Source organism: Rhizobium sp. WYCCWR 11146, assembly GCF_013591995.1.
Taxonomy (GTDB): domain Bacteria; phylum Pseudomonadota; class Alphaproteobacteria; order Rhizobiales; family Rhizobiaceae; genus Rhizobium; species Rhizobium indicum.
Map to the genome: position 1 here is coordinate 222,577 of NZ_JACCEY010000031.1, position 19,867 is coordinate 242,443.

The following is a 19,867-nucleotide window of genomic DNA, read 5'->3' on the forward strand; positions in this document are numbered from 1 at the left end:
AGGAGTACCTAGCAGTCGATAGATGCTAGGCGACCCGCAGATCTGCCGCTCTGTCGGGCGTCTCCCCGCTCTTCGAATGGCGCCATACGCCCACCCCAACCTTCGCGACTTTGTGACCTGCAAATATTCGGTCGCGCGCTGCTCGAAGACGTTAGAGTGGTTCAGCTTTTCACAGAAGCGCAGAACCGCTCTAACCTTTTGTTTCACGCAATTCCGGACGGAAAACCGCTTCGCACTTTTCCTGGAATTGCTCTAGCACGCGCGACCAGTTCTCGTCGTCGATCGCACGGTCGTAGACCGATTACTGCTCCTTCTTGAACAAATCCTGGAAGATGAGCTGGCCCCAAGTGCGGCCGTGTGCGTGCACCAGCGCGCCACCCTCGTTGAGCTTTCCCAGCTTGACGGGTGCGAAGCCGAGTTGTTTGGCCAAGTCCGCCACGGGAGCGATCGCGTCCTCGTCGTCGCTCGACAGAAAGACGACCCGGTGCCCACCCTCGACGATCGGATCGGCAGCCAGGGTGGCGGCAATCAGGTGATTGAACCCTTTCACGAACTTGGCGCCGGTGAACGATTTCGCGACGAAGGCGGAGGACGGGAGGCCGTCCAGCTCTTCAGGGACGGGAAATGCGTTCATCGCATCGATGACCGTCTTGCCTTTCCAGCTCGGCAAGGCCTTCGCAACCTCGCGATGCTCCCCGAACGGGACCGCCAGGATGATCGTGTCGGCCTCGAGTGCATCCCGCAGCGACCTGGCGACGACGGTGGGTCCAATCGCCCGAGCCTGCGGCGCCAACGCCTCGGACGGCCGGCGGCTCGCGACTGTCACCTCGATGTTTTTACGGGCGAAGGCGTGGGCGAGGGCCTGGCCTATCTTACCGAATCCTACAATTGCGTAGCTCATAATACTTCTCCGATATTGTGTTGATATTGATTTCCTGGCCCTGAACGGCGCTGGGTTATCTACCGAGCCCTACGGAGCTCCGAAAAAATCGAATGGAGCGCCTGGCCAGGTGCAGCGCGTCAGAGTTGCGCAAGGCCGCCGTCAACCGCGACCTCGCTGGCGGTCATGAAGCTGCTGTCCGACGACGCGAGAAAGGCAGCCGCCGCCCCGATCTCCGCCGGATCGGCCATACGCTGGAGCGGCGTCATCGCCCCGTAGGCCTTCTGGCCTTCCTCGCCCAGCGCCTCCTTCGCAAGTTCGGTCGCCGTCGCCCCGGGCGACAGCACGTTTACCCGGATGCCGGTGCCCTTCAGGTCCTCCGCCCAGGTCCGCGCGAGGTTACGCACTGCCGCCTTGCTTGCGCTGTAGGCCGTAAATCCCGGTGCGCCCGTGGTGCCGGCGCTCGATCCGGTCAGGATGATCGAACCGCCCTGGCCCATCAGCGGCAGCGCCTTCTGGACCGTGAAGATCGTACCTTTCACATTGGTGTCGAAGGTTTCGTCAATGTGCTCGGCGGTGATCTTGCCGAGCGCAAGCTGGCTTCCCGCCCCGGCATTGGCGAAGACGATATCCAGGATTCCACGCTCGGCCTTCACCGCCCCATAGAGTCGGTCGAGGTCGGCCAGATCGGAGACCGAGCCCTTCACCGCGCGAGCATTGGGCCCGAGGTCGGCCACAGCGGCGTCGAGCGCTTCCTGCCGGCGGCCGAAGATGAAGACGAAGGCGCCCTCCTCGATGAAGCGCTTGGCTGCGGCGAGGCCGATGCCGGTAGCGCCACCGGTGATCACGGCGGTCTTTCCATTCAGTCTGTTCATGTCATGCATCCTTTGATCATTCGGGGACGCCCCCGAGACCGTCGAAATGGGTCCACCGGCATCAGTTGTTGAGTGCGGAAGTGCGCACATCGGTGGTGCAAAATCGATCCGGCTGGACGACCGACGCCAGCCGCGACGATCGGTGTCCGCCGTTCGGAATTTGGCCGCTATCGTCGACGCAAGCTGGGATGACCGCCCGTATTGCTGTACGATGCGTTCGATACGAGCTTTGGAAGACGCACCGCGCGGTGCAGGATTGCACCATGATCGACTGGGATGACATTCGCTACTTTCTTGCGGTGGCGCGCGGAGGCTCGGTGCGGGCTGCCGCCGAGGGCCTCGGGGTGTATCACTCGACCGTGCTGCGACGCATCGCACAGCTCGAGGAACGCCTCGGGGCGCAGATGTTCGAAAAGCTGCCTTCAGGCTACCGCTTGACGGCTGCGGGCGACGAGGTCCTTGAGCTCGCGAACCAGATGGAAGCGTCGTCACACCAGCTGGAGACGCGCGTCTTCGGGCGCGACCAGAGCGTGCGCGGGCTGCTGCGGGTGACGTTGGCTCCGACCCTCGCGACACACCTCCTCATGCCGGACCTCGCCGATTTCGCGCGTCTGCATCCAGACATCGAGATGGAAATCGTGTCGTCCGGCGAGCTGGCAAACCTGACCAACCGAGAGGCCGACGTGGCGATCCGCGTCGTTTACGACCGCAAAACCCTGCCGCTCAATCTTCACGGCCTGAAGGGACCGGAGCTGTTCGGCGGCGTCTACATGTCTCGCGATCGACTGGCCGCGTGGCGTGCGGGCGCGCCGGATCCCATCCGGTGGATCGTCATAAGCATGCATGGCATTCCGGATTGGGCCAGCGAGGGCGAGGTTCGCACCACGGGGGTTCCATTCAGGACCACGGACGGCGAGGCGCAGATCGTTGCGGTGCGGCAAGGGCTCGGGATCACGACACTGCCGTGCTTCGTCGGAGATGCCGACCCCCTATTGGTGAGGGTACCGGGCAGCGACCTGCACATGCATGGAACGCTCTGGCTTCTCACGCAGGGGGAGACACGCAAGACGAAGCGCGTCCGGCTCTTCACTGAGTTCGTATCCAGCAGGCTCTCCGCCTACGCTCCGCTTCTCGCGGGGCTCTCCATATCGCGCGACTGACGCCCGGCGGGTCGCCGGCGACGCCTGCCGTCATCCCATCGGAAGCCGAGCGGCGATTTTCATCTGGCGAGATGCGAGATCAAGCCGGAACGTAGGTCAACCTGATCACATCCTCGCCAATCCGGTCATGAGCCATCAGGCGGAGCGGCGGCCGGGGTCCGGCGAAATATGGCTTGCCGTGACCGAGCACGACGGGGTGCAGGTAGATTCGATACTCATCGATCAGGCCAAGTTCGGTGAGGCTTTGCGCCAAATTGGGGCCGGCAACTTCGATCTCCCCGTCGCGTTCCGCCTTCAGCTTGCGGATCGCGGCCTCAAGATCTTCCCCAACAAGGCTGGCGTTGGGACCGACCGACTTCAACGAGCGCGAGACGACCCATTTCGGCTGGCTGCGCCACGCCGCCGCGAAAGCCTGTCGCTCTGCATCCCATTCAGGATGTTCGTCGTCCCAGTAACGCATGACCTCATACATCTGGCGACCGTACACACTGCCCGCCTGCCGCTGAGCCTCCTCAATGAAGTGGCGGAAGAGCGTGAGGCTTGGCGCAAACGCCATATGATCGACGTAGCCGTCCAGGGACTGGTTCATTCCGAACACAAGCTTAGCCATCCTCACTTCCTTTCCTTAAACGGCATATCCGCAGGTCTGATTGCATTATGCAATCGGTTTCAAGTTAGCTCAACTGGTTTTATATCGCAATTGGTTTTTGAGGTGCACGTAAATCCGCGAACTGATGGTCGCCAACCGAGCCGCCTGGAGCGGACAACGGCCTGTCCGCTTCCGGCGATCCGAATGGACAAGCCGCCGTCACAGGGCGCTATTTCAGCGGCAAAAACGATGCCGAAGACGGTCCGTTGATCTGCTGGGAAGCAATGACCGTTTAGGTTTGCAGGCCAGGGAGCCCCAAACAGGAAACGGCCGGCCGAGGTTCAATCACCTTGGCCGGCCGTTGTCATGGAGGGTTGACGCCTGCGGATACGAAGCCGGCTTCAGCGGCCGTAAGTGACCTCGACGGAGGCCTTGTCGAGCGTATTTGCCCTGACATAGAAGCCAACCATGGCGCCCGGCGCAGTATCGGGAAGCGGAAGCTTGTCGACCGAGAGCGCATAGACGGTGAACTGGTAGTGGTGCGGCGCATCGCCGGCCGGCGGGCATGCGCCGCCATATCCGGACATGCCAAAATCCGTGTGACCTTCGACAGCGCCTGCGGGAAGCTTTTTGTCACCGCTTGCGCCAGTGACAATCTCCGAGGCATTTGCGGGAATGTTGAAGACCGACCAATGCCACCAGCCCGAGCCTGTGGGAGCATCCGGATCGTAAGCCATGATGGCGAAGCTCTTGGTCGCCTCAGGCGCACCCGACCAGGTCAGTTCCGGCGAGATGTTCTTGCCGGCGCAGCCGAAGCTGCTGAAGACCTGCGCGTCGGCCATGGACTTGCCGGCGGCCAGATCCTTCGAGGTGAGCTTCATTTCGGCCTGTGCGGCCGTCGCGCCGAAGACGGACGTAGCGAGAAGTACTGCTGTGATGAAACGCATGCTGTTTTCCTGCGGTTGATAATGCCGGAAAACTATCGTCACCGCGCAAGCGCATCTGCCCCGCTACGCTCAACTTCTGCCCCGATCCGCTCAAAACGCTCAGAGCCACCCCGCACATGGCGCGGATTGACGCCAAACCGCTCTTTGAACCGCGCCGCGAATTGAGAAGGAGAGTCGTAACCGACCTCAAGCGCAATCTGCGCCATCGGCAGGGTTGTGGTTTGAATGAGGCCCAAGGCGCGATTCATTCTTGTATCGCTCAGGATCTCACTGAAGCCGGTATTCTCGGCGGCGAGCTTGCGCCTGAGTGTCGCTTCACTCATGTTGAACGAGCGCGCCGCATGGCCCAGCGTCCAATCAAAGGCCGGATCGCTTTCGATCATCTGCCGCAGCCGGTCCTCGAGCCGAGGACTTTGGCATTGGCCCAGCACCGCTCCACCGAGTGCAAACCAGGTGATGAGTTCGATCAAACGCGCCTTGGCAATGGCGCCGGGAAGCCTCGTCAGATTGCCGGGCTGACAGCAATAGTCGAACAATGCCGCTGCTTCCTCCGGCAGGTCCGACGTGCCCGCCGGGACAGGCCTTGATGGAACGGCGATCGATCCCATCCTGATATAGGCTTCCTCGAACAGCTGTCGCGGAACGGGAAGCGCCAGGGTCTGATACTTCTGCGGCGCCTTGGGAATGTTCTCCATCGTCAACGGTCGATAGTCTGGCAGCAAGCCATAGGCGCCGGCTTCGAGGCGCAAAGCCTTGTCATCTGCCATGACAATCTTCGTTCCCGATTGCACCTGTATCAACAAGGGGCTCGTATTGACGAGACGATAAAAACAGGCCCGCCCGCCCTGGCGGATCAAGGCCCTGGTCGGAATGGGAAAGACCTCGTCCAGCATATGTTCTCCGACAACAGGATGGATGATCGTGGGGCTCCGGCTGCCCGGCCGTGAGACTGAAGCCATGATCGGTAGAACCGGCATGAAGACGCCCGCCTCGCCCCACCGATCCCTTGAGGATCGGGAATATCAAAAACCGCGGGTGATGGGCAATCTTGAGCGTCATTTAGTCGTCGATGTGAATTCAGGTTTTGCCGGCAGCGTCCGCCCGGCTTTTCACGTGATCGATGAAGGCCCGCAGCTTCGGCATCACCTGATGACGGCTGGGATAGTAGAGGAACACACCCGGCGCCATCGGCGCGAACGCCTCCAGGACGCGGACGAGTTTTCCTGCCTTCACGGGTCCGGCGGCGATTGGCTCCGGCACTTGCGCAAGCCCCATATCTTCGACGGCGGCTCCCAGCATGGTGGGGAAATCATGGGCGATCAGCGGCCCGGAGACGACAGCCTCGATCGGCTTTTTGCCGCTGACAAACGACCAGGGCGCGATTGAGCCGTTCGAGCGGCGCATGCGGATGCAGGCATGCTGACGCAGATCGTCGATACGGTCGGGCCGCCCTCTCCGGCGCAGATATTCGGGACTGCCGACGACCGCCAGCGGGAACGGCGGCGTCAGCCGGACCGCGACCATATCGGCTGCGATGAACTGGCCGAGCCGGATGCCGGCGTCAAATCCTTCCGCGGCGATGTCGACCAGTCCCTCATTCGCGGCGACCTCTACCTCGATCTCGGGAAAGGCCTGGCAGAAGGATGCGATCAGTGGCTCCAGCAGGATCGGCACCACTGCCGGCGGCACTGTGAGACGCAACAGTCCAGCCGGTCTCTGCCCGAGCTCACGCGCAACCGCGCTTGCGGCAACCAGTTCCTCGAAAGCGGGCTTTGCGCGCGTCAGGAACCGCTCGCCGGCTTCAGTCAGACCGACACTGCGCGTCGTGCGGATGAACAGAACTGCGCCGACACGCTCCTCGAGCGCACGTACGGCCTGGCTGATTGCCGATGGGGTTACCCCGAGTTCGCCAGCTGCCCTGCGAAAACTGCGGTGCCGGGCAACGCTCAGAAACGCCTCAACGCCATCGAGCGCGCCTTGCCTGACTGTGAAGTTCTGCTTCATACCGCATCGATATTATCGCGAATAGTCGATCGCGGGAAGCGGCCGTACATCTGGATCCCACAAATCAGGAGTGCCCCGATGTCGACGGAATCCATCTTCCGAACCCATCTCATCCTAGGCTATGTCGCGTGGCTGCTTTGCTTCGGCGCCTATATTCTGCCCTGGGTCAAATCGATGGACAGGGTCAAGGCGCACCGCGCCATCGCCACTCTGCACAGCTTCCGCTTCTTCGGGCTCGTCTTCATTCTGCCTGGCGTCGTCGGCCCCAACCTGCTCGCCAGCTTCGCCACCTTCGCTGCCTTTGGCGACCTTGCGGCCGGGCTGCTTGCCATGCTGGCGCTCATCACGATCAGGATACGCCCAGTCTTCTGGCAATTCGTCGTCGCCTTCAATCTCGTGGGAATGGGCGATCTCGTCCTTGACTACTATCACGCGATCCGGGCCGGCCTTCCCGCACAGGCGGGGGAATTGGGCGCCGCATACGCGATCCCAATCATTTACGTGCCCCTGCTGATGATCACCCACGTCTTCGCATTCTATTTGCTGCTGGGTCCTCAGCCGAAGGCAACCCGGGCCCTCGCTGGCGAGGCTGCGGTATCTTAGGACTCCGCCGTCTCAAGCCATGGATCCGCGATAGTGTGGTGACGGAACCATCTGCCTCGCATATCTTGTCTTTGTGTTACCTGCGGGACTCAAGCTGATGGCTCACTCCGAAAACCTCATTGCAACGGTCTCGACCAAAGGGCAGATCATTCTCCCAAAAACGATCCGGCAGCGGCGGAAATGGGAGGCTGGTACTCGGCTGATCGTTGAGGAAACTGCGGAAGGCGTACTTCTAAGGCAGGCTCCTGCCTTTTCTCAAACCAAGCCGGACGATGTGTTCGGCATGCTTCCTTTCAGCGGTGAACCGAAAACTCTGGAAGACATGGAAGCCGGCGTATTGGCCGAAGCCCGCCGCCGTGACGGCCTCGAATTCGCAGATGGCATCTAACCCTTAGACTTGCGGACATAATCGACCAATGCGCGCAGCTTCAGCGGCTGCCTCTGGCGCCTGGGATAGTAGAGATAGAAGCCCGGGAAGGGCGGACAGAAATCCTCCAGCAGCGGCACGAGTTCACCGCGGTCGATATAGGGCTGGAAGGTTTCCACCATGCCGAAGGTGACGCCTGCCCCCGCGCAGGCCATGCGGATCATCATTCCCATATCGTTGGTCGTGACTGTGGGATCGACGGCGACGTCGAAGTCGCGATCATTCTCGGTGAACTCCCAGCGATAAGGCGCCGTATCCGGGCGCGGCCGCCATCCAATGCAGGCATGGTTCTGCAGGTCGCGGGGGTGGCGGGGGTGGCCGCGGCGCTCGAGATAGCCGCGGGATGCGGCGGCGCATTGTCGCTGCTCTTCGGAGACTGATATGGCGATCATGTCCTGTTCGATCACTTCGCCCAGCCGGACGCCCGCGTCGAAGCCGGCCTCGACGATATCGAATTCGTCATCGGTGATGGTGATATCGAGCTTGATGTCAGGGCAGGCTTCCATGAAGCCGGCCAGCAAGGTGCCGGAGAGGAAGTTCTCGGCGATCGAGGAAACGGTGATCCGCAGCAGGCCGCTCGGGCGCGCCTGCATTTCCCGCACCGTCTGCATCGCACCCTTGACCTGTCGGACCGATGGACGAACTGCGTCGAAGAACACTTCGCCGGCTTCGGTCAGGCTGACGCTGCGCGTCGTGCGCTGGACCAGGGCGACGCCGACCCGATCCTCCAGGCGCTGCAGGGCCTGGCTGACGGCGGAGCGGGTGACGCCAAGCCGCTCGCCGGCGAGCCGGAAGTTCCGCGCCTCCGCCACCGCAAGAAAAACCGAAATGCCTTCGAGATCGTCGACCATTGGTTAGCATTTCTAACCAAGGCATCCTGGATTGGCAACTTAATCACTCGGGCTCTCCGTATTATCTTTCAGTCGAGGTCAACGAAGGCTTCGAAAGGCAAGGCAATGCGAAGGATTTTCAAAAGCCCCGTCCTGCAGTTTTTCACGGCGGTCACCCTGGCTGGGGCGGCGTCCAGTTCGTCCACCGCCGACACCGTGAACGACCGAGAAACTCAGCAGCAACAAACAAGCGAGAACACAATGCAGCAACATCCCTATATCGGCATGTGGGTGACGGATGACGGCCGCGTCCGCCACGAACTTCTGCCTAATGGCCGCTACGACGAGGCCCGCGGCAGCCGGGAAAGCGCCTATCGAGGACGCTACGAAGTCACAGGAAGCCACATCGAATATTGGGATGACACGGGCTTCACGGCCGACGGCGATTTCGTCGACGGCAACACCCTCCATCATGGCGGCATGGTGCTTCGGCGCAAATGATGTGCCGCCTGAAAGGCAACGATGCGCTGCGCGCAAACTTCGACGCCTGGGCGGAAACAACGCTCAGCGCCGATTTTCCCACCTGACCACCAAAAAACCTCAGCCGCATCGCCAGGCGAGCGGCGTACACATGGAGCTTGAAATGTCTGATATCAAAGGAAAAGTCATTGCCATCACCGGCGCCAGCAGCGGCATCGGAGAGGCGGCGGCAAAGGTGCTGGCTGCCGCAGGCGCCCATATCGTGATCGGCGCCCGCCGCACCGAGCGCCTTGAGGAACTCGCCGGCGAAATCGCCGCAACGGGCGGGACGGTGCGCCTGCGACAGCTTGATGTCACCGACCGTTCCCAGGTGGAAGCCTTTGCAGGCTTTGCCCGCGCCGAATTCGGCCGGCTGGATGTCATCGTCAACAATGCCGGCGTCATGCCGCTGTCGCCGCTCGACGCCCTCAAGGTCGACGAGTGGGACCGGATGGTCGACGTCAACATCAAGGGCGTTCTCTACGGCATCGCGGCAGCGCTTCCGATCATGAAGGCGCAGGGATCAGGGCAGATCATCAACCTGTCTTCGATCGGCGGCCACAGCGTCTCGCCGACGGCGGCCGTCTATTGCGCGACGAAATTCGCGGTGCGGGCGATCTCGGACGGATTGCGGCAGGAGACCGATCGTATCCGCGTGACTGTCATCTCTCCCGGCACGACGACATCGGAACTGGCCGACACCATCACCGATCCCACGGCGCGGGACGCCATGAAGGCTTTCAGGGCGATCACGATCAGCCCCGAGGCGATCGCCAATTCGATCCTCTATGCCGTCAGCCAGCCTGATGACGTCGATGTCAGCGAGATCATCATCCGGCCGACCGCCAGCCCCTATTGATCCGCTGAGATTGCCGCCAAAGCAATTCCAGCAAAAGTGTAGAGCGGTTTTGCCAGGCAAAGCGCGAAGCGATTTTGCCTGGAATTGCGGAAAACGAAAAGCCTCCGCCGCCTAAAAACCCAACGACTGCTGGGCAGGCGGCGGCGGTGCGAGATTGACGCCCTCGAGCTCCAGCATGCGGGCCTTCGATGACGAACCGCCGGGAGCGGAGAAACCGCCGATCTTGCCGCCGGCCGCAAGCACCCGGTGGCAGGGGATAATCAGAGCGACCGGGTTCTTCGCCATCGCCTGGCCGACGTCGCGAGCGGCTTCCGGCCCGACTCCGAGCTCCTTCGCCAACGCGCCGTAAGTCGTCGTGCGGCCCCAGCCCACACGCCGAGCTGCCGCATAGATATCTTTGAAAAAGGCATCCTGGCCGGCAAGATCGAGTTCGACGCCGGAAAAATCCGTCTCCTCGCCCTGGAAGTAGCGTTTCACGGCGGCGACCGTCTCGAGCACGCCGGGCGTTGGCGCGCCGGCTTCGGCATCCGGCAGGCGGCGCAGCAGCAGCCGTTCGGTCGCTTCCGCTGACTTGGTCGGCAGTTGGAAACGGATGATGCCGGCGTCGCTCCAGGCAATACCGCAGAAACCGCCCGCGGTTTCGAAGATCAGATAGTGGTGCGTTGTCTCAGCCATGACACAGCCTCCGCGTTTTCGATTACCCTCAAAATCGTATGGGACGGCCTCGGTTTCAACCCGTTTCTTGCGCGCATAAGGCTTCCGGGAAATATCGCGATGCGTCTCTCGCAATGTCAATCGAACATCCACGTCATCCGTTCAGAGAAGATTGTATCGGAAAATTATGTTCTGTTTTTGTTCTTGATATTCAATCTCGTCAGAGTATCCTTCGTCGCGTTTTGGAAACGACGAGGGGGGTCATGACGACCCTGAGAGCCCATGAACCAAATCTCCTTCGACTTCGAGGATGGGCGAAGTCGGCGCGGGCGACCGGGCGAAAACCATAGCGGCGGACACCGGCTTTTCTTCGCCCTCTGTCCGCCTGCGGCGGTCGAGCGGCAGGCGGCATCAATCGCAGATGACTATGGCAAGGCTTTCTCTCTTTCGGCAAAGCCGCGGCTGACCACGCTGCATGTGACGATCATCGGCATCGACGATTATGAAGAATTGCCGGAGGACGCGGTCTTTGCGGCGCGCCAGGCCGGCGCCACGGTGGAGGGCGCGCCGATTGCGGTCACTTTCGACAGGATCATGAGCTTCAGGCGGGAAGGCAAGGCGCGGCCGCTCGTGCTTTGCGGCGAAGGCGGGCTGAAGCCGCTCACCCGGCTGCATGTCCAGCTCGGTGTCGGCATGCATAATGCCGGACTGCGGCACAATATCAGCCGCGATTTCACACCGCACATGACACTGCTCTACGACCGCAAGACCGTGCCGACGGCGAGCCTCGACACACCAGTTTCATGGACCGCATCCGAATTCCTGCTCATCCACAGTGTTCTCGGAAAAGCCGAACATCGGATCATCGATCGCTGGCCGCTGCTCGGCTGAGGCAATGATGTCTCCGGGCCACGCTTGCGCTTGCCTTATTTCCGCTCATATAGCTCTGGATGCCTAACCGGGCGCTGGTTGCAAACGGGAACGAAGACAGCATGGACGTTTCAGAGATCATCATCCCTGGAGATATGCCGGGAACGGAGTGGCGGCTGCCGGTGCTGCGCTTTAAAGGCCGCGATCCGAAGGCGCCGAAGACCTATATCCAGGCGGCACTGCATGCCGGCGAGCTGCCGGGAACGGTGCTGCTGCATTTCCTCTGCGAGCGGCTACGGCAGGCGGAAGACCAAGGCGGGATCGCCGGCGACATCACCATCGTGCCGCAGGCCAATCCGATCGGTGCGGCGCAATCGCATTTCGGCGAGCTACAGGGCCGTTTCGACCTGGGCTCACGCACCAATTTCAACCGGGATTTTCCGCTGATCTCCATTACCGATCGGGCGACGCTGATCGAGGATCTCGATGATTACCCGGCTACGGACAGATTGAAGAGGCAGCTGCTGCATATGGCGCTTGGCGCCGATCTCGTGCTCGACCTGCATTGCGACGACGAATCCCTGCAATATGCCTATATCGACGAGGCCTTCTGGCCGGAGGCGGCCGATCTTGCTGCTTCACTCGACATGGAGGCCGTGCTGCTTTCGGATGGCGAAAGCTCGGCCTTCGAGGAGGCCGTCGGCTTTGCATGGAAATATGAAGTTCCCGGCGAACGCCGGCCCCGGCTGCCCGGCAAACTCTCCGTCACAGTCGAGCTGCGCGGCAAACGCGACGTCGATCCGGTGCTGGCGAAATCGGATGCGGACGGGCTCTGGCGCTTCCTCGCGGCACGCGGGATCGTTGGCGACGAAAAACCGGCGGCAACGGTATTTTCCGGCCCGGCCGTGCCGCTCGACAATGTCGAGATCATCCGCACGCCAGAAGGCGGCGCCGTGCTCTTCCATCGCGATATCGGCGAGAGGGTTGCCGAAGGCGACCGCCTAGTGACGATCGTCACCCGGCCCGGGCAGCCGGGCGGCAGCATCGAGCTCACCGCGCCGCAGGACGGACTGATCCTGACCCGAACCTCCGACCGGCTGGTGCGGCGGCGCGGCGACCTGATGAAGATCGTCTGCGACGAACCCAGCAAGGCTTCCCGCAAGGCCGGCACGTTGGAGAATTGAGCCGGGGCCGGTTTTGTCCTGCTGCGATTGTCGACGCGCTCGGGGATAAAAGGTCGCACGGCGTTTGCGCCGACCTTCGTGCATGTTATCTCGCTGTCATCACAGGGAGATCGATCGGGCATGGCCGTCACCATCTATGGCATCAAGAATTGCGACACGATGAAGAAGGCCCGCAGCTGGCTGGAAGAACATAGCGTCGCCTATGAGTTTCACGACTACAAGGCGCTCGGTATCGACCGCACCCATCTCGAAGCCTGGATCGACCAGGCCGGCCTCGATACCGTACTCAACCGCGCCGGCACCACCTTCCGCAAATTGCCCGACGCCGAGCGCGAGAACCTGACCCGGGAGAAGGCGATCCAGCTGATGCTCGACCAACCGTCGATGATCAAGCGGCCGGTGCTGGAGGCGGAGGGGAAATTGCTGGTCGGCTTCAAGCCGGAGATTTACGCCGGAACATTCGGAAGCTGACAGGCGGCCGGGTGAACTCACGAGGAGAAGAGATGTCCAAGACCACGCGCGCGACACAGCTTCTTTCGCAGGCAGGCGTCGCCTTCACCGTTCATGCCTATGACTACGACCCCAATGCCGAGCGCGTCGGGCTGCAGGCGGCCGAAGCACTCGGCGAGGCGCCGCACCGGGTACTGAAGACGCTGATGGCGGAGGTGGACGGCAAACCGGTCTGCGTCGTCGTGCCGTCGGATCGCGAGGTCAGCATGAAGAAGCTTGCCAGCGCCTTTCACGGCAAATCTGCCCACATGATGAAGCCTGCCGATGCCGAGCGGCTGACGGGCTATCATGTCGGCGGCATCAGCCCATTCGGCCAGAAAAAGACCGTGCCGACAGCGATCGAGGAAGCCGCCCTTGCCGAACCGCTCGTCTATATCAATGGCGGGCAGCGCGGGCTGCAGGTGCGGCTCGATCCGAAGGCTGCGTTGAAGGCGCTGAAAGCGGTCGCCGCGCCACTGATTGCCTGATCGGAGCATAAGGCCGAAAACTGTGAGCGGTTTTCGGACGACATTATGCTCTTAACTATTGAATCTAGAGGAAGCGGTCGAGCAGGCCGGCGATCGTCTTTGCCTCGTTTTCGGCAAGCTTGCAGCCGATATGAGTGTCGATCGATCTGGCATAGACGGTCCACATGCGCTCGCGAAGCTTTCGGCCGGCATCTGACATCACCACCCAGCGGCCGCGTCCATCCTCGGCGAAGGCCTCGCGCCGGACCAGGCCCTCTTTTTCCAACCGGTCGAGCAGCCGGGAAAGATTATACTGGGCCAGCAAGGTCCGCTCCTCAATCTCGTAGGGGCGCAGCCTGCCGTCTTGCGAGCGCGCCAATTCCCACAGCACATCGTACCAGGCAAGCGGCGGGAGGCCGGCCGCTTTCAGGTCGGCTTCGATGGCGCCGAGCAAGCGCTCGCGGGCGCGCATGATGCTCGTCCAGGCAGAGGTGACCGCTTCGCTCGGATTCGACGTTTTTTCGGACATAAATGCAATTACATCTATCTTGAATTCCGCTGCAAGCGATATTAGATGCATCTACATCTATCATCATTGCCAAGGAGACCCCCATGAGCAAGCTTACCCTCGTCAGCCATCATCTGTGCCCCTATGTGCAGCGCGCCGCGATCGCGCTGCTCGAAAAGGGTGTACCCTTCGAGCGCATCAACATCGATCTTGCCGACAAGCCGGACTGGTTCCTGAAGATCTCGCCGCTCGGCAAGGTGCCACTGCTGCGGATCAAAGAGGAGGACGGCAGCCAGGCCGTACTGTTCGAAAGCAGCGTCATCTGCGAATATCTGGAGGAAACGCAGCCAGGTGTGGCGCTACATCCGAGAGACGCGCTGACGCGTGCCCGCCATCGCGGCTGGATGGAATTCGGTTCCTCCGTGCTTTCCGATCTCTGGGGTTACGAGACGGCGCAGGATGTCCCGCAGTTGGAGGCCAAGCGCACTACGCTCATCTCCAAATTCGCAACGCTCGAGAAGGTGTTGACGGATGGCCCCTATTTCGCAGGCAACGACTTCAGCCTCGTCGACGCCGTCTTCGCGCCGGTCTTTCGGTATTTCGATCTCTTCGATACGCTCGGCGACAGCGGCATCTTCGAAGGGCTTGAGCGGGTGAAGCGCTGGCGCAAGACGTTGTCCGAACGGTCAAGCGTCAAGGCCGCCGTTGGCGAAGACTACCCGCAGCGGCTGATGGGATTCCTCGAAAAACACGACTCGATCCTGCTCAGGCTGCCTGCGGCCGCCTAAGTCCCCCACTCAACCGACCAGACACAATCCGGCCGCTGCAATTCGGCAGCGGCGCGCTTCATTTTCGCCGCAAACGGGTCTAAGTCTTCCAGCCTCCCACCGTCGATGACAGAAGGCAGGTTGCACCATGACTTTCATGCCCCAGAGCCAGAACACCGTTGATCCCGTCAAGCTGGAAAAGCTTGCGGAAGTCGCCATCAAGGTCGGGCTGCAACTGCAGAGAGGTCAGGATCTGGTGATCACCGCGCCTGTCGTGGCGCTGCCGCTCGTCCGCCTGATCACCAAGCACGCCTATCAGGCCGGCGCCGGGCTGGTCTCCGCCTTCTATTCCGATGAGGAAACGACGCTGGCGCGCTATCAGTATGGCAGCGACGAGAGCTTCGACTGCGCCTCCGGCTGGCTCTACGAGGGCATGGCCAAGGCCTATGCCAATGGGGCGGCCCGTCTTGCGGTTGCCGGCGACAATCCGATGCTGCTGTCCGAGCAGGATGCCGGCAAGGTCGGCCGCGCCAATCGCGCCAACTCCACCGCCTACAAGCCGGCGCTGGAAAAGATCTCGAATTTCGACATCAACTGGAACATCGTCTCCTACCCGAACCCGTCCTGGGCCAAGGTGGTCTTCCCCGACGATCCGGAGCCGATCGCGATCGCCAAGCTCGCCAAGGCGATCTTTGCCGCCTCGCGCGTCGATGTCAGCGATCCCGTCGCCGCCTGGACCGAACACAATGCCAATCTCGCCAAACGCTCCGCCTGGCTGAACGGCGAGCGCTTCGCCTCGCTGCATTTCCAGGGACCGGGCACCGACCTGACGATCGGCCTTGCCGACGGGCATGAATGGCATGGCGGCGCTTCCACCGCCAAGAACGGCATTACCTGCAATCCGAACATCCCGACCGAGGAGGTCTTCACCACGCCGCATGCGCTGCGCGTCGAAGGCCATGTGTCGAGCACCAAGCCGCTGTCGCACCAGGGCACGCTGATCGACAATATCCAGGTGCGTTTCGAGGGCGGGCGCATCGTCGAGGCCAAGGCCTCGCGCGGCGAAGAGGTCTTGAACAAGGTGCTCGATACCGACGAGGGCGCGCGCCGGCTTGGCGAAGTGGCGCTGGTGCCGCATTCCTCGCCGATCTCGGCCAGCGGCATCCTGTTCTACAACACGCTGTTCGACGAAAACGCCTCGTGCCACATCGCGCTCGGCCAGTGCTATTCCAAATGCTTCCTCGATGGCGCGACACTGAGCCAGGAGCAGATCAAGGCACAGGGCGGCAATTCCAGCCTGATCCATATCGACTGGATGATCGGCTCCGACAAGGTCGATATCGACGGCATCAAGCCGGATGGTTCGCGGGTTCCGGTAATGCGGCAGGGCGAATGGGCCTGACCGGCATCATCGTGCGCTGACTGAGCCACACGCTTGCAAGCACCATAGCGAAACCGCCGATCTGCACCGGCGTCAGGCTCTGGCCGAGCGCCAGCCAGCCGAGCAGGGTCGCGACCAGCGGGCTAAGGAAGCCAAGCGAGGCAACCGCCGAGGGCTCGATGCGCGACAGGCCACGGAACCAGAGCAGATAGGTGAAGGCTGCGCCGATCAGCCCGAGATAGGCAATGCCGGCAATGTTTGCGGCGGTCGGCATCGGCAGCGCCGGTTCCAGGAAAAAGGCAAAAGGCATCAGCAGCATGCCGCCCGCCGTCAATTGCCAGGCGGTGAAGATGAGGTTTGAGACCGGCGGCGCCCAGCGGCGCGTCAGCACCGTGCCGAAGGCCATCGAGACCGCGCCGGCCAGACCGGCAGCGACACCTATCGGATCGAGCCCCGCCTTCGGCGTCAGTACCAGCAGTCCGACGCCGGCCATGCCGGCGAGACCGGCCAGTACGGCAAGCGGCCGGACCGGCTTGCCGAGAAAAAGCTGCGACAAAGCGATGACGATCAACGGCTGCACGGCGCCGACCGTTGCGGCAACGCCGCCTGGCAGCCTGTAGGCCGAGACGAAGAGCATCGCCCAGAAGAACGAGAAGTTAAGCGCGCCGAGAACGAAAGCCCTTCCCCACCAGATGCCGAAAGGCAGCTTTCTGACCAGGAAGAGAAGCAGCAAACCGGCCGGCAAGGCGCGCAGCATCGCCACCGTCAGCGGATATCCGGCCGGCAGGAAAGTGGTGGTGACGATATAGGTGCTGCCCCAGATGGCGGGTGCGAGCGCGGTTGTCGCAAGATCGGCGACGTAACGTGAATTTGTCTTCATATAGAGAATCTCTATTTCAAGATAAATTCATTCTACACCCTCTTATCTTGACGTCAAGATAATGAATGATATCGATGGAGCATGAGCGAAGACGGCAAGATGGACCATGTCGACAAGATCCTGGCGCAATGGCGACGGGAGCGGCCGGACCTCGACGTCGAACCGATGGGCATCCTCGGGCGTCTGAAACGCCTGAGTACCCATCTCGGCCGCGAAGTGGAGGCCGTGCTCATGAAGCAGGGCCTTTCGTCCTCCGCCTTCGACGTGTTGGCGACGCTGCGCCGCTCCGGCGCCCCCCATCGGCTTTCGCCTGGGGAGCTTCTGGAGATGACCATGGTCAGCTCCGGCACGATGACGAACCGCATCGACCAGTTGGAGAAGGCGGGCTACGTCGAACGTATCCTCAATCCGGAGGATCGCAGGAGCGTGCTCATCGCGCTGACGGAAAAAGGGCTTGCGACGGTGGAGACCGCCGTCGATGCGCATGTCGTCAATCAGCACCGGCTGTCGAAAAATCTGAGCGCGGCCGACAAGGCGGAACTCGACAGGCTGCTGCGCAAGTTTCTTGCGGACTTCGAATAGCGCCTAGCGGATTGCCGATAGCAGCTTGCGCATGCGATCGAGATGCGCCCTGCGCTTTGCATCGGTGGCGCGGTCCATGTCGTGCAGGCTGAGCATGCGGAAATTCAATCCCTTCGAGCAGAAGGCGGCGATCCCGCGTTTCAAGAGCCGGCGCACCGGATCGCCCATATAGAGACGTACCAGCCACCAGGGCGAGCCTGTCGTCGTCAGCGCATAGAGCAGCCTGATATGGGTCAGCTGCGGCACGATACGGCCGCCGGCAGCATCATGGCTGAAGGCGACGCCCGGGGCGAAGACGCGGTCAAAGAAACCCTTGAGGATTGCGGGGAAATTGAACCACCATTGCGGAAAGACGAAGATCAGGCCGTCGGCAGCCTTCAGGCGGGCAACGATATCGGCAACGGCTGAGGTGTCATAAGGCACGTCGAAATAACCGCCGCGCTCGGCCTTCGAAAGGCGTGGATCGAAATCTTCGCGGTAGAGATCAAGCAGGTCGACCACGTGGCCTGCCGCTTCCAGCGCCTCACGCGCCGTCCTTGCCACGGCAGCGGCGAAACTGTCCTCCAACGGATGGGCAAGCACCAGCAGGATCCGCATGTCAGAACAGGCTTCCCTGCTTCGGCGGATCTGCGGGTCTTGTGCTGCGCTTCTTGGCACTGGCCGGCGGTGTACCGCCTTCCGTGGTCATGGCGCCGACTCGGCCGTCGGCGAATTCGATGGCGATGCCCATGCCGGCGGAGAGGTGAGCAGCCTGCGAGACCGGCCTGTTATCCTCGTCGCGAATGACGGCGTAGCCGCGCTTCAGCACATTCTTATAGGAGAGCGACTGCAGCACGCGGTCCTGCGAAGAAAGCTCGGCGCGCGCACGGGTCAGCTGGTGGCGGATCGCCGTGTCGGCATGGCGCGAAAGATTGCCGAGGCGTTCGCGGCCGCGGTCGGTCTGGGTCTTCAGCCGGGCAGGCAGCGATGCGAGGATGGCTTCGGCGCGGTCGACGCGCGACTTCGAGCGGTCGATCAGCCGCTCGACCATGCGCTCGGCCCGGGTCATGCGCTCGTTCAGCGTCTGGCGGCGCTCGGCGATGCGGCCGGACAGCAGATCGGGGCGTAGATGCGCGCCGACGCGCTCGAAGCCGCGGCGCTTGTTGATGGTGTTGAGCTCCAGCCCGCGGCCGAGACCGGTCGCCGCCTCGTCGAAACGGCGGCGCGGCAAGGCGAGAAGCTGATCGAGCGACGGCAATGCCCGCATCAGCACGCGCACCGACTGGCGCCGCTGATCCATCTGCCGATTCATGCAGCCCTGCAGGCGCGCGGCAAGAGCGGCGGCCTGCGCCTCAAGCTCCGCCTTGACCGGCACCGCCATTTCGGCAGCCCCCGTCGGCGTCGGAGCGCGGATATCGGCAGCATAGTCGATCAGCGTCCAGTCCGTCTCATGGCCGACGGCCGAGATCAGCGGTATCCGGCTTTCAGCCGCAGCACGCACTACGATTTCGTCGTTGAAGCTCCAGAGATCTTCCAGACTGCCGCCGCCGCGCGCGACGATCAGCACATCCGGGCGCGGGATGGCGCCTGAAGGTTCCAGCGCGTTGAAGCCGCGGATAGCGTTCGCCACCTCCTCACCGGATCCCTCGCCCTGGACCTTCACCGGCCAGACGAGGACGTGCACCGGAAAACGATCGGAGATGCGGTGAAGGATATCGCGGATCACGGCGCCCGTCGGCGAGGTGACGACGCCGATTACGCCGGGCATGAAGGGCAGCCGCTTCTTGCGGGCGGCATCGAACAGGCCCTCGGCGCCGAGCTTGCGCTTGCGCTCCTCGATCAGTGCCATCAGCGCGCCGGCGCCGGCCGGCTCCAGCGTCTCGATGACGATCTGATATTTCGAAGAGCCCGGAAAGGTGGTGACCTTGCCGGTGGCGATGACCTCCATGCCCTCTTCCGGGCGGAACTTCAGCCGTGAGAAGGTGCCCTTCCAGATGACGGCGTCGATGCGGGCGCGGTCGTCCTTCAGCGCGAAATAGGCATGGCCCGAGGAGTGTGGCCCACGATAGCCGGAAATCTCGCCACGCACGCGAACCTGGTCGAAGGCGGTTTCGACGGTGCGCTTGATCGAGCCGGAAAGCTCCGAAACCGAATATTCGGCAAGGTTGGTCGGCGAATCGCCGTCGAAGACGTTGCTCATCCCTCTTTGTATGTCGATCATCGATAAACAGGAAGGTCGGCATTGGTGCAGGAACCGGTTTTCCCCGCCGTCAAAATCGTTGGCGGGAGGGTTCATCACCGGTGCGTCGAGCGCACTCGTCTCAACGCAGCCTGCACATGCACTCGTTGCAGCCAGGTGGACAAACAACAAAATCGTGTAAATCTGTTTTGTTGCGGAACGGATAGTTAGAAT

Annotated in this window: 24 protein-coding genes; 12 read left to right on the forward strand and 12 right to left on the reverse strand. The window is 62.2% G+C overall.

Going from position 1 to position 19,867, the window contains the following annotated elements; translation table 11 throughout:
* Nucleotides 1–301 precede the first annotated feature (301 nt).
* Nucleotides 302–928 carry an NADPH-dependent F420 reductase gene (locus HX899_RS25435; RefSeq protein ID WP_407073936.1) on the reverse strand — a complete coding sequence of 209 codons (627 nt, stop codon included), beginning with the start codon at nt 926–928 and terminating at the stop codon, nt 302–304.
* 92 nt (nt 929–1,020) lie between these two features.
* Nucleotides 1,021–1,755 carry an SDR family NAD(P)-dependent oxidoreductase gene (locus HX899_RS25440; RefSeq protein WP_181293701.1) on the reverse strand — a complete coding sequence of 245 codons (735 nt, stop codon included), beginning with the start codon at nt 1,753–1,755 and terminating at the stop codon, nt 1,021–1,023.
* Nucleotides 1,756–2,018: 263 nt separating this feature from the next.
* On the opposite strand from HX899_RS25440, the gene HX899_RS25445 reads away from it, so the two are divergent.
* A complete protein-coding gene (locus HX899_RS25445) occupies nt 2,019–2,915 on the forward strand; it encodes a LysR family transcriptional regulator (RefSeq protein WP_180194465.1) in 897 nt (298 codons plus the stop codon).
* Nucleotides 2,916–2,994: 79 nt separating this feature from the next.
* Here the strand turns inward: HX899_RS25445 and HX899_RS25450 are convergent, their stop codons facing one another.
* The 4 genes from HX899_RS25450 to HX899_RS25465 all read right to left on the reverse strand — a co-directional run bounded on the left by HX899_RS25450 (nt 2,995) and on the right by HX899_RS25465 (nt 6,455).
* Nucleotides 2,995–3,525, reverse strand: a complete 531-nt coding sequence (locus HX899_RS25450) for a dihydrofolate reductase family protein (RefSeq protein WP_180194464.1) — start codon at nt 3,523–3,525, stop codon at nt 2,995–2,997.
* A 380-nt stretch (nt 3,526–3,905) separates the two neighbouring features.
* Nucleotides 3,906–4,451 carry a YbhB/YbcL family Raf kinase inhibitor-like protein gene (locus tag HX899_RS25455; RefSeq protein WP_180194463.1) on the reverse strand — a complete coding sequence of 182 codons (546 nt, stop codon included), beginning with the start codon at nt 4,449–4,451 and terminating at the stop codon, nt 3,906–3,908.
* A gap of 38 nt (nt 4,452–4,489) precedes the next feature.
* Nucleotides 4,490–5,344: a helix-turn-helix domain-containing protein gene (locus HX899_RS25460; protein ID WP_180194462.1), complete on the reverse strand. Its 855-nt coding sequence runs from the start codon at nt 5,342–5,344 to the stop codon at nt 4,490–4,492.
* Between the two features lie 184 nt (nt 5,345–5,528).
* Complete coding sequence (locus HX899_RS25465) at nt 5,529–6,455, reverse strand: LysR family transcriptional regulator (protein ID WP_180194461.1); 927 nt, start codon at nt 6,453–6,455, stop codon at nt 5,529–5,531.
* 78 nt (nt 6,456–6,533) lie between these two features.
* Between HX899_RS25465 and HX899_RS25470 the strand changes: the two genes are divergently transcribed.
* Both HX899_RS25470 and HX899_RS25475 read left to right on the forward strand, forming a co-directional pair.
* A complete protein-coding gene (locus HX899_RS25470) occupies nt 6,534–7,058 on the forward strand; it encodes a hypothetical protein (RefSeq protein WP_180194460.1) in 525 nt (174 codons plus the stop codon).
* Between the two features lie 97 nt (nt 7,059–7,155).
* Nucleotides 7,156–7,446, forward strand: a complete 291-nt coding sequence (locus tag HX899_RS25475; RefSeq protein WP_168291189.1) for an AbrB/MazE/SpoVT family DNA-binding domain-containing protein — start codon at nt 7,156–7,158, stop codon at nt 7,444–7,446.
* Here HX899_RS25475 and HX899_RS25480 read toward each other — a convergent pair.
* Nucleotides 7,443–8,336: a LysR family transcriptional regulator gene (locus tag HX899_RS25480; RefSeq protein WP_180194459.1), complete on the reverse strand. Its 894-nt coding sequence runs from the start codon at nt 8,334–8,336 to the stop codon at nt 7,443–7,445. The two genes, HX899_RS25475 and HX899_RS25480, sit on opposite strands and share 4 nt — an antisense overlap.
* A 105-nt stretch (nt 8,337–8,441) precedes the next feature.
* On the opposite strand from HX899_RS25480, the gene HX899_RS25485 reads away from it, so the two are divergent.
* Complete coding sequence (locus tag HX899_RS25485; RefSeq protein ID WP_180194458.1) at nt 8,442–8,816, forward strand: Atu4866 domain-containing protein; 375 nt, start codon at nt 8,442–8,444, stop codon at nt 8,814–8,816.
* A gap of 142 nt (nt 8,817–8,958) precedes the next feature.
* Nucleotides 8,959–9,693 carry an SDR family oxidoreductase gene (locus HX899_RS25490; protein WP_180194457.1) on the forward strand — a complete coding sequence of 245 codons (735 nt, stop codon included), beginning with the start codon at nt 8,959–8,961 and terminating at the stop codon, nt 9,691–9,693.
* A gap of 111 nt (nt 9,694–9,804) precedes the next feature.
* On the opposite strand, the gene HX899_RS25495 is transcribed toward HX899_RS25490, so the two are convergent.
* Nucleotides 9,805–10,368, reverse strand: coding sequence for a methylated-DNA--[protein]-cysteine S-methyltransferase (locus HX899_RS25495; protein ID WP_181293702.1), 564 nt, complete (start codon nt 10,366–10,368; stop codon nt 9,805–9,807).
* A gap of 261 nt (nt 10,369–10,629) precedes the next feature.
* On the opposite strand from HX899_RS25495, the gene HX899_RS25500 reads away from it, so the two are divergent.
* The 4 genes from HX899_RS25500 (at nt 10,630) to ybaK (ending at nt 13,378) form a co-directional block, all read left to right on the forward strand.
* Nucleotides 10,630–11,238, forward strand: a complete 609-nt coding sequence (locus HX899_RS25500; RefSeq protein WP_181293703.1) for a 2'-5' RNA ligase family protein — start codon at nt 10,630–10,632, stop codon at nt 11,236–11,238.
* 101 nt (nt 11,239–11,339) lie between these two features.
* Entirely contained in the window at nt 11,340–12,401 is a 1,062-nt protein-coding gene (locus HX899_RS25505; protein ID WP_181293704.1) for a succinylglutamate desuccinylase/aspartoacylase family protein, read from the forward strand.
* Nucleotides 12,402–12,521: 120 nt separating this feature from the next.
* Complete coding sequence (locus tag HX899_RS25510) at nt 12,522–12,872, forward strand: ArsC family reductase (protein ID WP_164025147.1); 351 nt, start codon at nt 12,522–12,524, stop codon at nt 12,870–12,872.
* Between the two features lie 32 nt (nt 12,873–12,904).
* Nucleotides 12,905–13,378, forward strand: coding sequence for a Cys-tRNA(Pro) deacylase (gene ybaK / locus HX899_RS25515; protein ID WP_011650093.1), 474 nt, complete (start codon nt 12,905–12,907; stop codon nt 13,376–13,378).
* 64 nt (nt 13,379–13,442) lie between these two features.
* Here ybaK and HX899_RS25520 read toward each other — a convergent pair whose 3' ends face one another.
* Nucleotides 13,443–13,886: a MarR family winged helix-turn-helix transcriptional regulator gene (locus HX899_RS25520; RefSeq protein WP_181293705.1), complete on the reverse strand. Its 444-nt coding sequence runs from the start codon at nt 13,884–13,886 to the stop codon at nt 13,443–13,445.
* A gap of 83 nt (nt 13,887–13,969) precedes the next feature.
* Here HX899_RS25520 and HX899_RS25525 point away from each other — a divergent pair, with 83 nt between their 5' ends.
* Both HX899_RS25525 and HX899_RS25530 read left to right on the forward strand, forming a co-directional pair.
* On the forward strand, nt 13,970–14,653 hold the full coding sequence (locus HX899_RS25525; RefSeq protein ID WP_171599875.1) for a glutathione S-transferase family protein: 684 nt from the start codon (nt 13,970–13,972) through the stop codon (nt 14,651–14,653).
* 127 nt (nt 14,654–14,780) lie between these two features.
* Nucleotides 14,781–16,034 (forward strand): aminopeptidase, encoded by a 1,254-nt coding sequence (locus HX899_RS25530; protein WP_171599876.1) that lies wholly within the window; start codon nt 14,781–14,783, stop codon nt 16,032–16,034.
* On the opposite strand, the gene HX899_RS25535 is transcribed toward HX899_RS25530, so the two are convergent.
* Nucleotides 15,982–16,893, reverse strand: a complete 912-nt coding sequence (locus HX899_RS25535; RefSeq protein ID WP_138388412.1) for an EamA family transporter — start codon at nt 16,891–16,893, stop codon at nt 15,982–15,984. The genes HX899_RS25530 and HX899_RS25535 overlap by 53 nt on opposite strands.
* 81 nt (nt 16,894–16,974) lie before the next feature.
* On the opposite strand from HX899_RS25535, the gene HX899_RS25540 reads away from it, so the two are divergent.
* Nucleotides 16,975–17,475 (forward strand): MarR family winged helix-turn-helix transcriptional regulator, encoded by a 501-nt coding sequence (locus HX899_RS25540; RefSeq protein ID WP_171599877.1) that lies wholly within the window; start codon nt 16,975–16,977, stop codon nt 17,473–17,475.
* A gap of 3 nt (nt 17,476–17,478) precedes the next feature.
* Here the strand turns inward: HX899_RS25540 and HX899_RS25545 are convergent, their stop codons facing one another.
* Both HX899_RS25545 and xseA read right to left on the reverse strand, forming a co-directional pair.
* A complete protein-coding gene (locus HX899_RS25545; RefSeq protein WP_138332209.1) occupies nt 17,479–18,072 on the reverse strand; it encodes an NAD(P)H-dependent oxidoreductase in 594 nt (197 codons plus the stop codon).
* Nucleotide 18,073: 1 nt separating this feature from the next.
* Nucleotides 18,074–19,654 (reverse strand): exodeoxyribonuclease VII large subunit, encoded by a 1,581-nt coding sequence (gene xseA / locus HX899_RS25550; RefSeq protein ID WP_171599878.1) that lies wholly within the window; start codon nt 19,652–19,654, stop codon nt 18,074–18,076.
* Between the last annotated feature and the right edge of the window lie 213 nt (nt 19,655–19,867).

What these genes read in the sequence shown, in the direction of transcription:
- HX899_RS25520 (WP_181293705.1), bottom strand. Translation starts at nt 13,886, where the DNA reads ATGTCCGAAAAAACGTCGAATCCGAGCGAAGCGGTCACCTCTGCCTGG.
- HX899_RS25505 (WP_181293704.1), top strand. Translation starts at nt 11,340, where the DNA reads ATGGACGTTTCAGAGATCATCATCCCTGGAGATATGCCGGGAACGGAG.
- HX899_RS25540 (WP_171599877.1), top strand. Translation starts at nt 16,975, where the DNA reads ATGAGCGAAGACGGCAAGATGGACCATGTCGACAAGATCCTGGCGCAA.
- HX899_RS25530 (WP_171599876.1), top strand. Translation starts at nt 14,781, where the DNA reads ATGACTTTCATGCCCCAGAGCCAGAACACCGTTGATCCCGTCAAGCTG.
- HX899_RS25470 (WP_180194460.1), top strand. Translation starts at nt 6,534, where the DNA reads ATGTCGACGGAATCCATCTTCCGAACCCATCTCATCCTAGGCTATGTC.
- HX899_RS25495 (WP_181293702.1), bottom strand. Translation starts at nt 10,368, where the DNA reads ATGGCTGAGACAACGCACCACTATCTGATCTTCGAAACCGCGGGCGGT.
- HX899_RS25480 (WP_180194459.1), bottom strand. Translation starts at nt 8,336, where the DNA reads ATGGTCGACGATCTCGAAGGCATTTCGGTTTTTCTTGCGGTGGCGGAG.
- HX899_RS25535 (WP_138388412.1), bottom strand. Translation starts at nt 16,893, where the DNA reads ATGAAGACAAATTCACGTTACGTCGCCGATCTTGCGACAACCGCGCTC.
- HX899_RS25445 (WP_180194465.1), top strand. Translation starts at nt 2,019, where the DNA reads ATGATCGACTGGGATGACATTCGCTACTTTCTTGCGGTGGCGCGCGGA.
- HX899_RS25490 (WP_180194457.1), top strand. Translation starts at nt 8,959, where the DNA reads ATGTCTGATATCAAAGGAAAAGTCATTGCCATCACCGGCGCCAGCAGC.
- HX899_RS25460 (WP_180194462.1), bottom strand. Translation starts at nt 5,344, where the DNA reads ATGCTGGACGAGGTCTTTCCCATTCCGACCAGGGCCTTGATCCGCCAG.
- HX899_RS25475 (WP_168291189.1), top strand. Translation starts at nt 7,156, where the DNA reads ATGGCTCACTCCGAAAACCTCATTGCAACGGTCTCGACCAAAGGGCAG.
- HX899_RS25455 (WP_180194463.1), bottom strand. Translation starts at nt 4,451, where the DNA reads ATGCGTTTCATCACAGCAGTACTTCTCGCTACGTCCGTCTTCGGCGCG.
- ybaK (WP_011650093.1), top strand. Translation starts at nt 12,905, where the DNA reads ATGTCCAAGACCACGCGCGCGACACAGCTTCTTTCGCAGGCAGGCGTC.
- HX899_RS25500 (WP_181293703.1), top strand. Translation starts at nt 10,630, where the DNA reads ATGAACCAAATCTCCTTCGACTTCGAGGATGGGCGAAGTCGGCGCGGG.
- HX899_RS25440 (WP_181293701.1), bottom strand. Translation starts at nt 1,755, where the DNA reads ATGAACAGACTGAATGGAAAGACCGCCGTGATCACCGGTGGCGCTACC.
- xseA (WP_171599878.1), bottom strand. Translation starts at nt 19,654, where the DNA reads ATGAGCAACGTCTTCGACGGCGATTCGCCGACCAACCTTGCCGAATAT.
- HX899_RS25485 (WP_180194458.1), top strand. Translation starts at nt 8,442, where the DNA reads ATGCGAAGGATTTTCAAAAGCCCCGTCCTGCAGTTTTTCACGGCGGTC.
- HX899_RS25510 (WP_164025147.1), top strand. Translation starts at nt 12,522, where the DNA reads ATGGCCGTCACCATCTATGGCATCAAGAATTGCGACACGATGAAGAAG.
- HX899_RS25450 (WP_180194464.1), bottom strand. Translation starts at nt 3,525, where the DNA reads ATGGCTAAGCTTGTGTTCGGAATGAACCAGTCCCTGGACGGCTACGTC.
- HX899_RS25525 (WP_171599875.1), top strand. Translation starts at nt 13,970, where the DNA reads ATGAGCAAGCTTACCCTCGTCAGCCATCATCTGTGCCCCTATGTGCAG.
- HX899_RS25545 (WP_138332209.1), bottom strand. Translation starts at nt 18,072, where the DNA reads ATGCGGATCCTGCTGGTGCTTGCCCATCCGTTGGAGGACAGTTTCGCC.
- HX899_RS25465 (WP_180194461.1), bottom strand. Translation starts at nt 6,455, where the DNA reads ATGAAGCAGAACTTCACAGTCAGGCAAGGCGCGCTCGATGGCGTTGAG.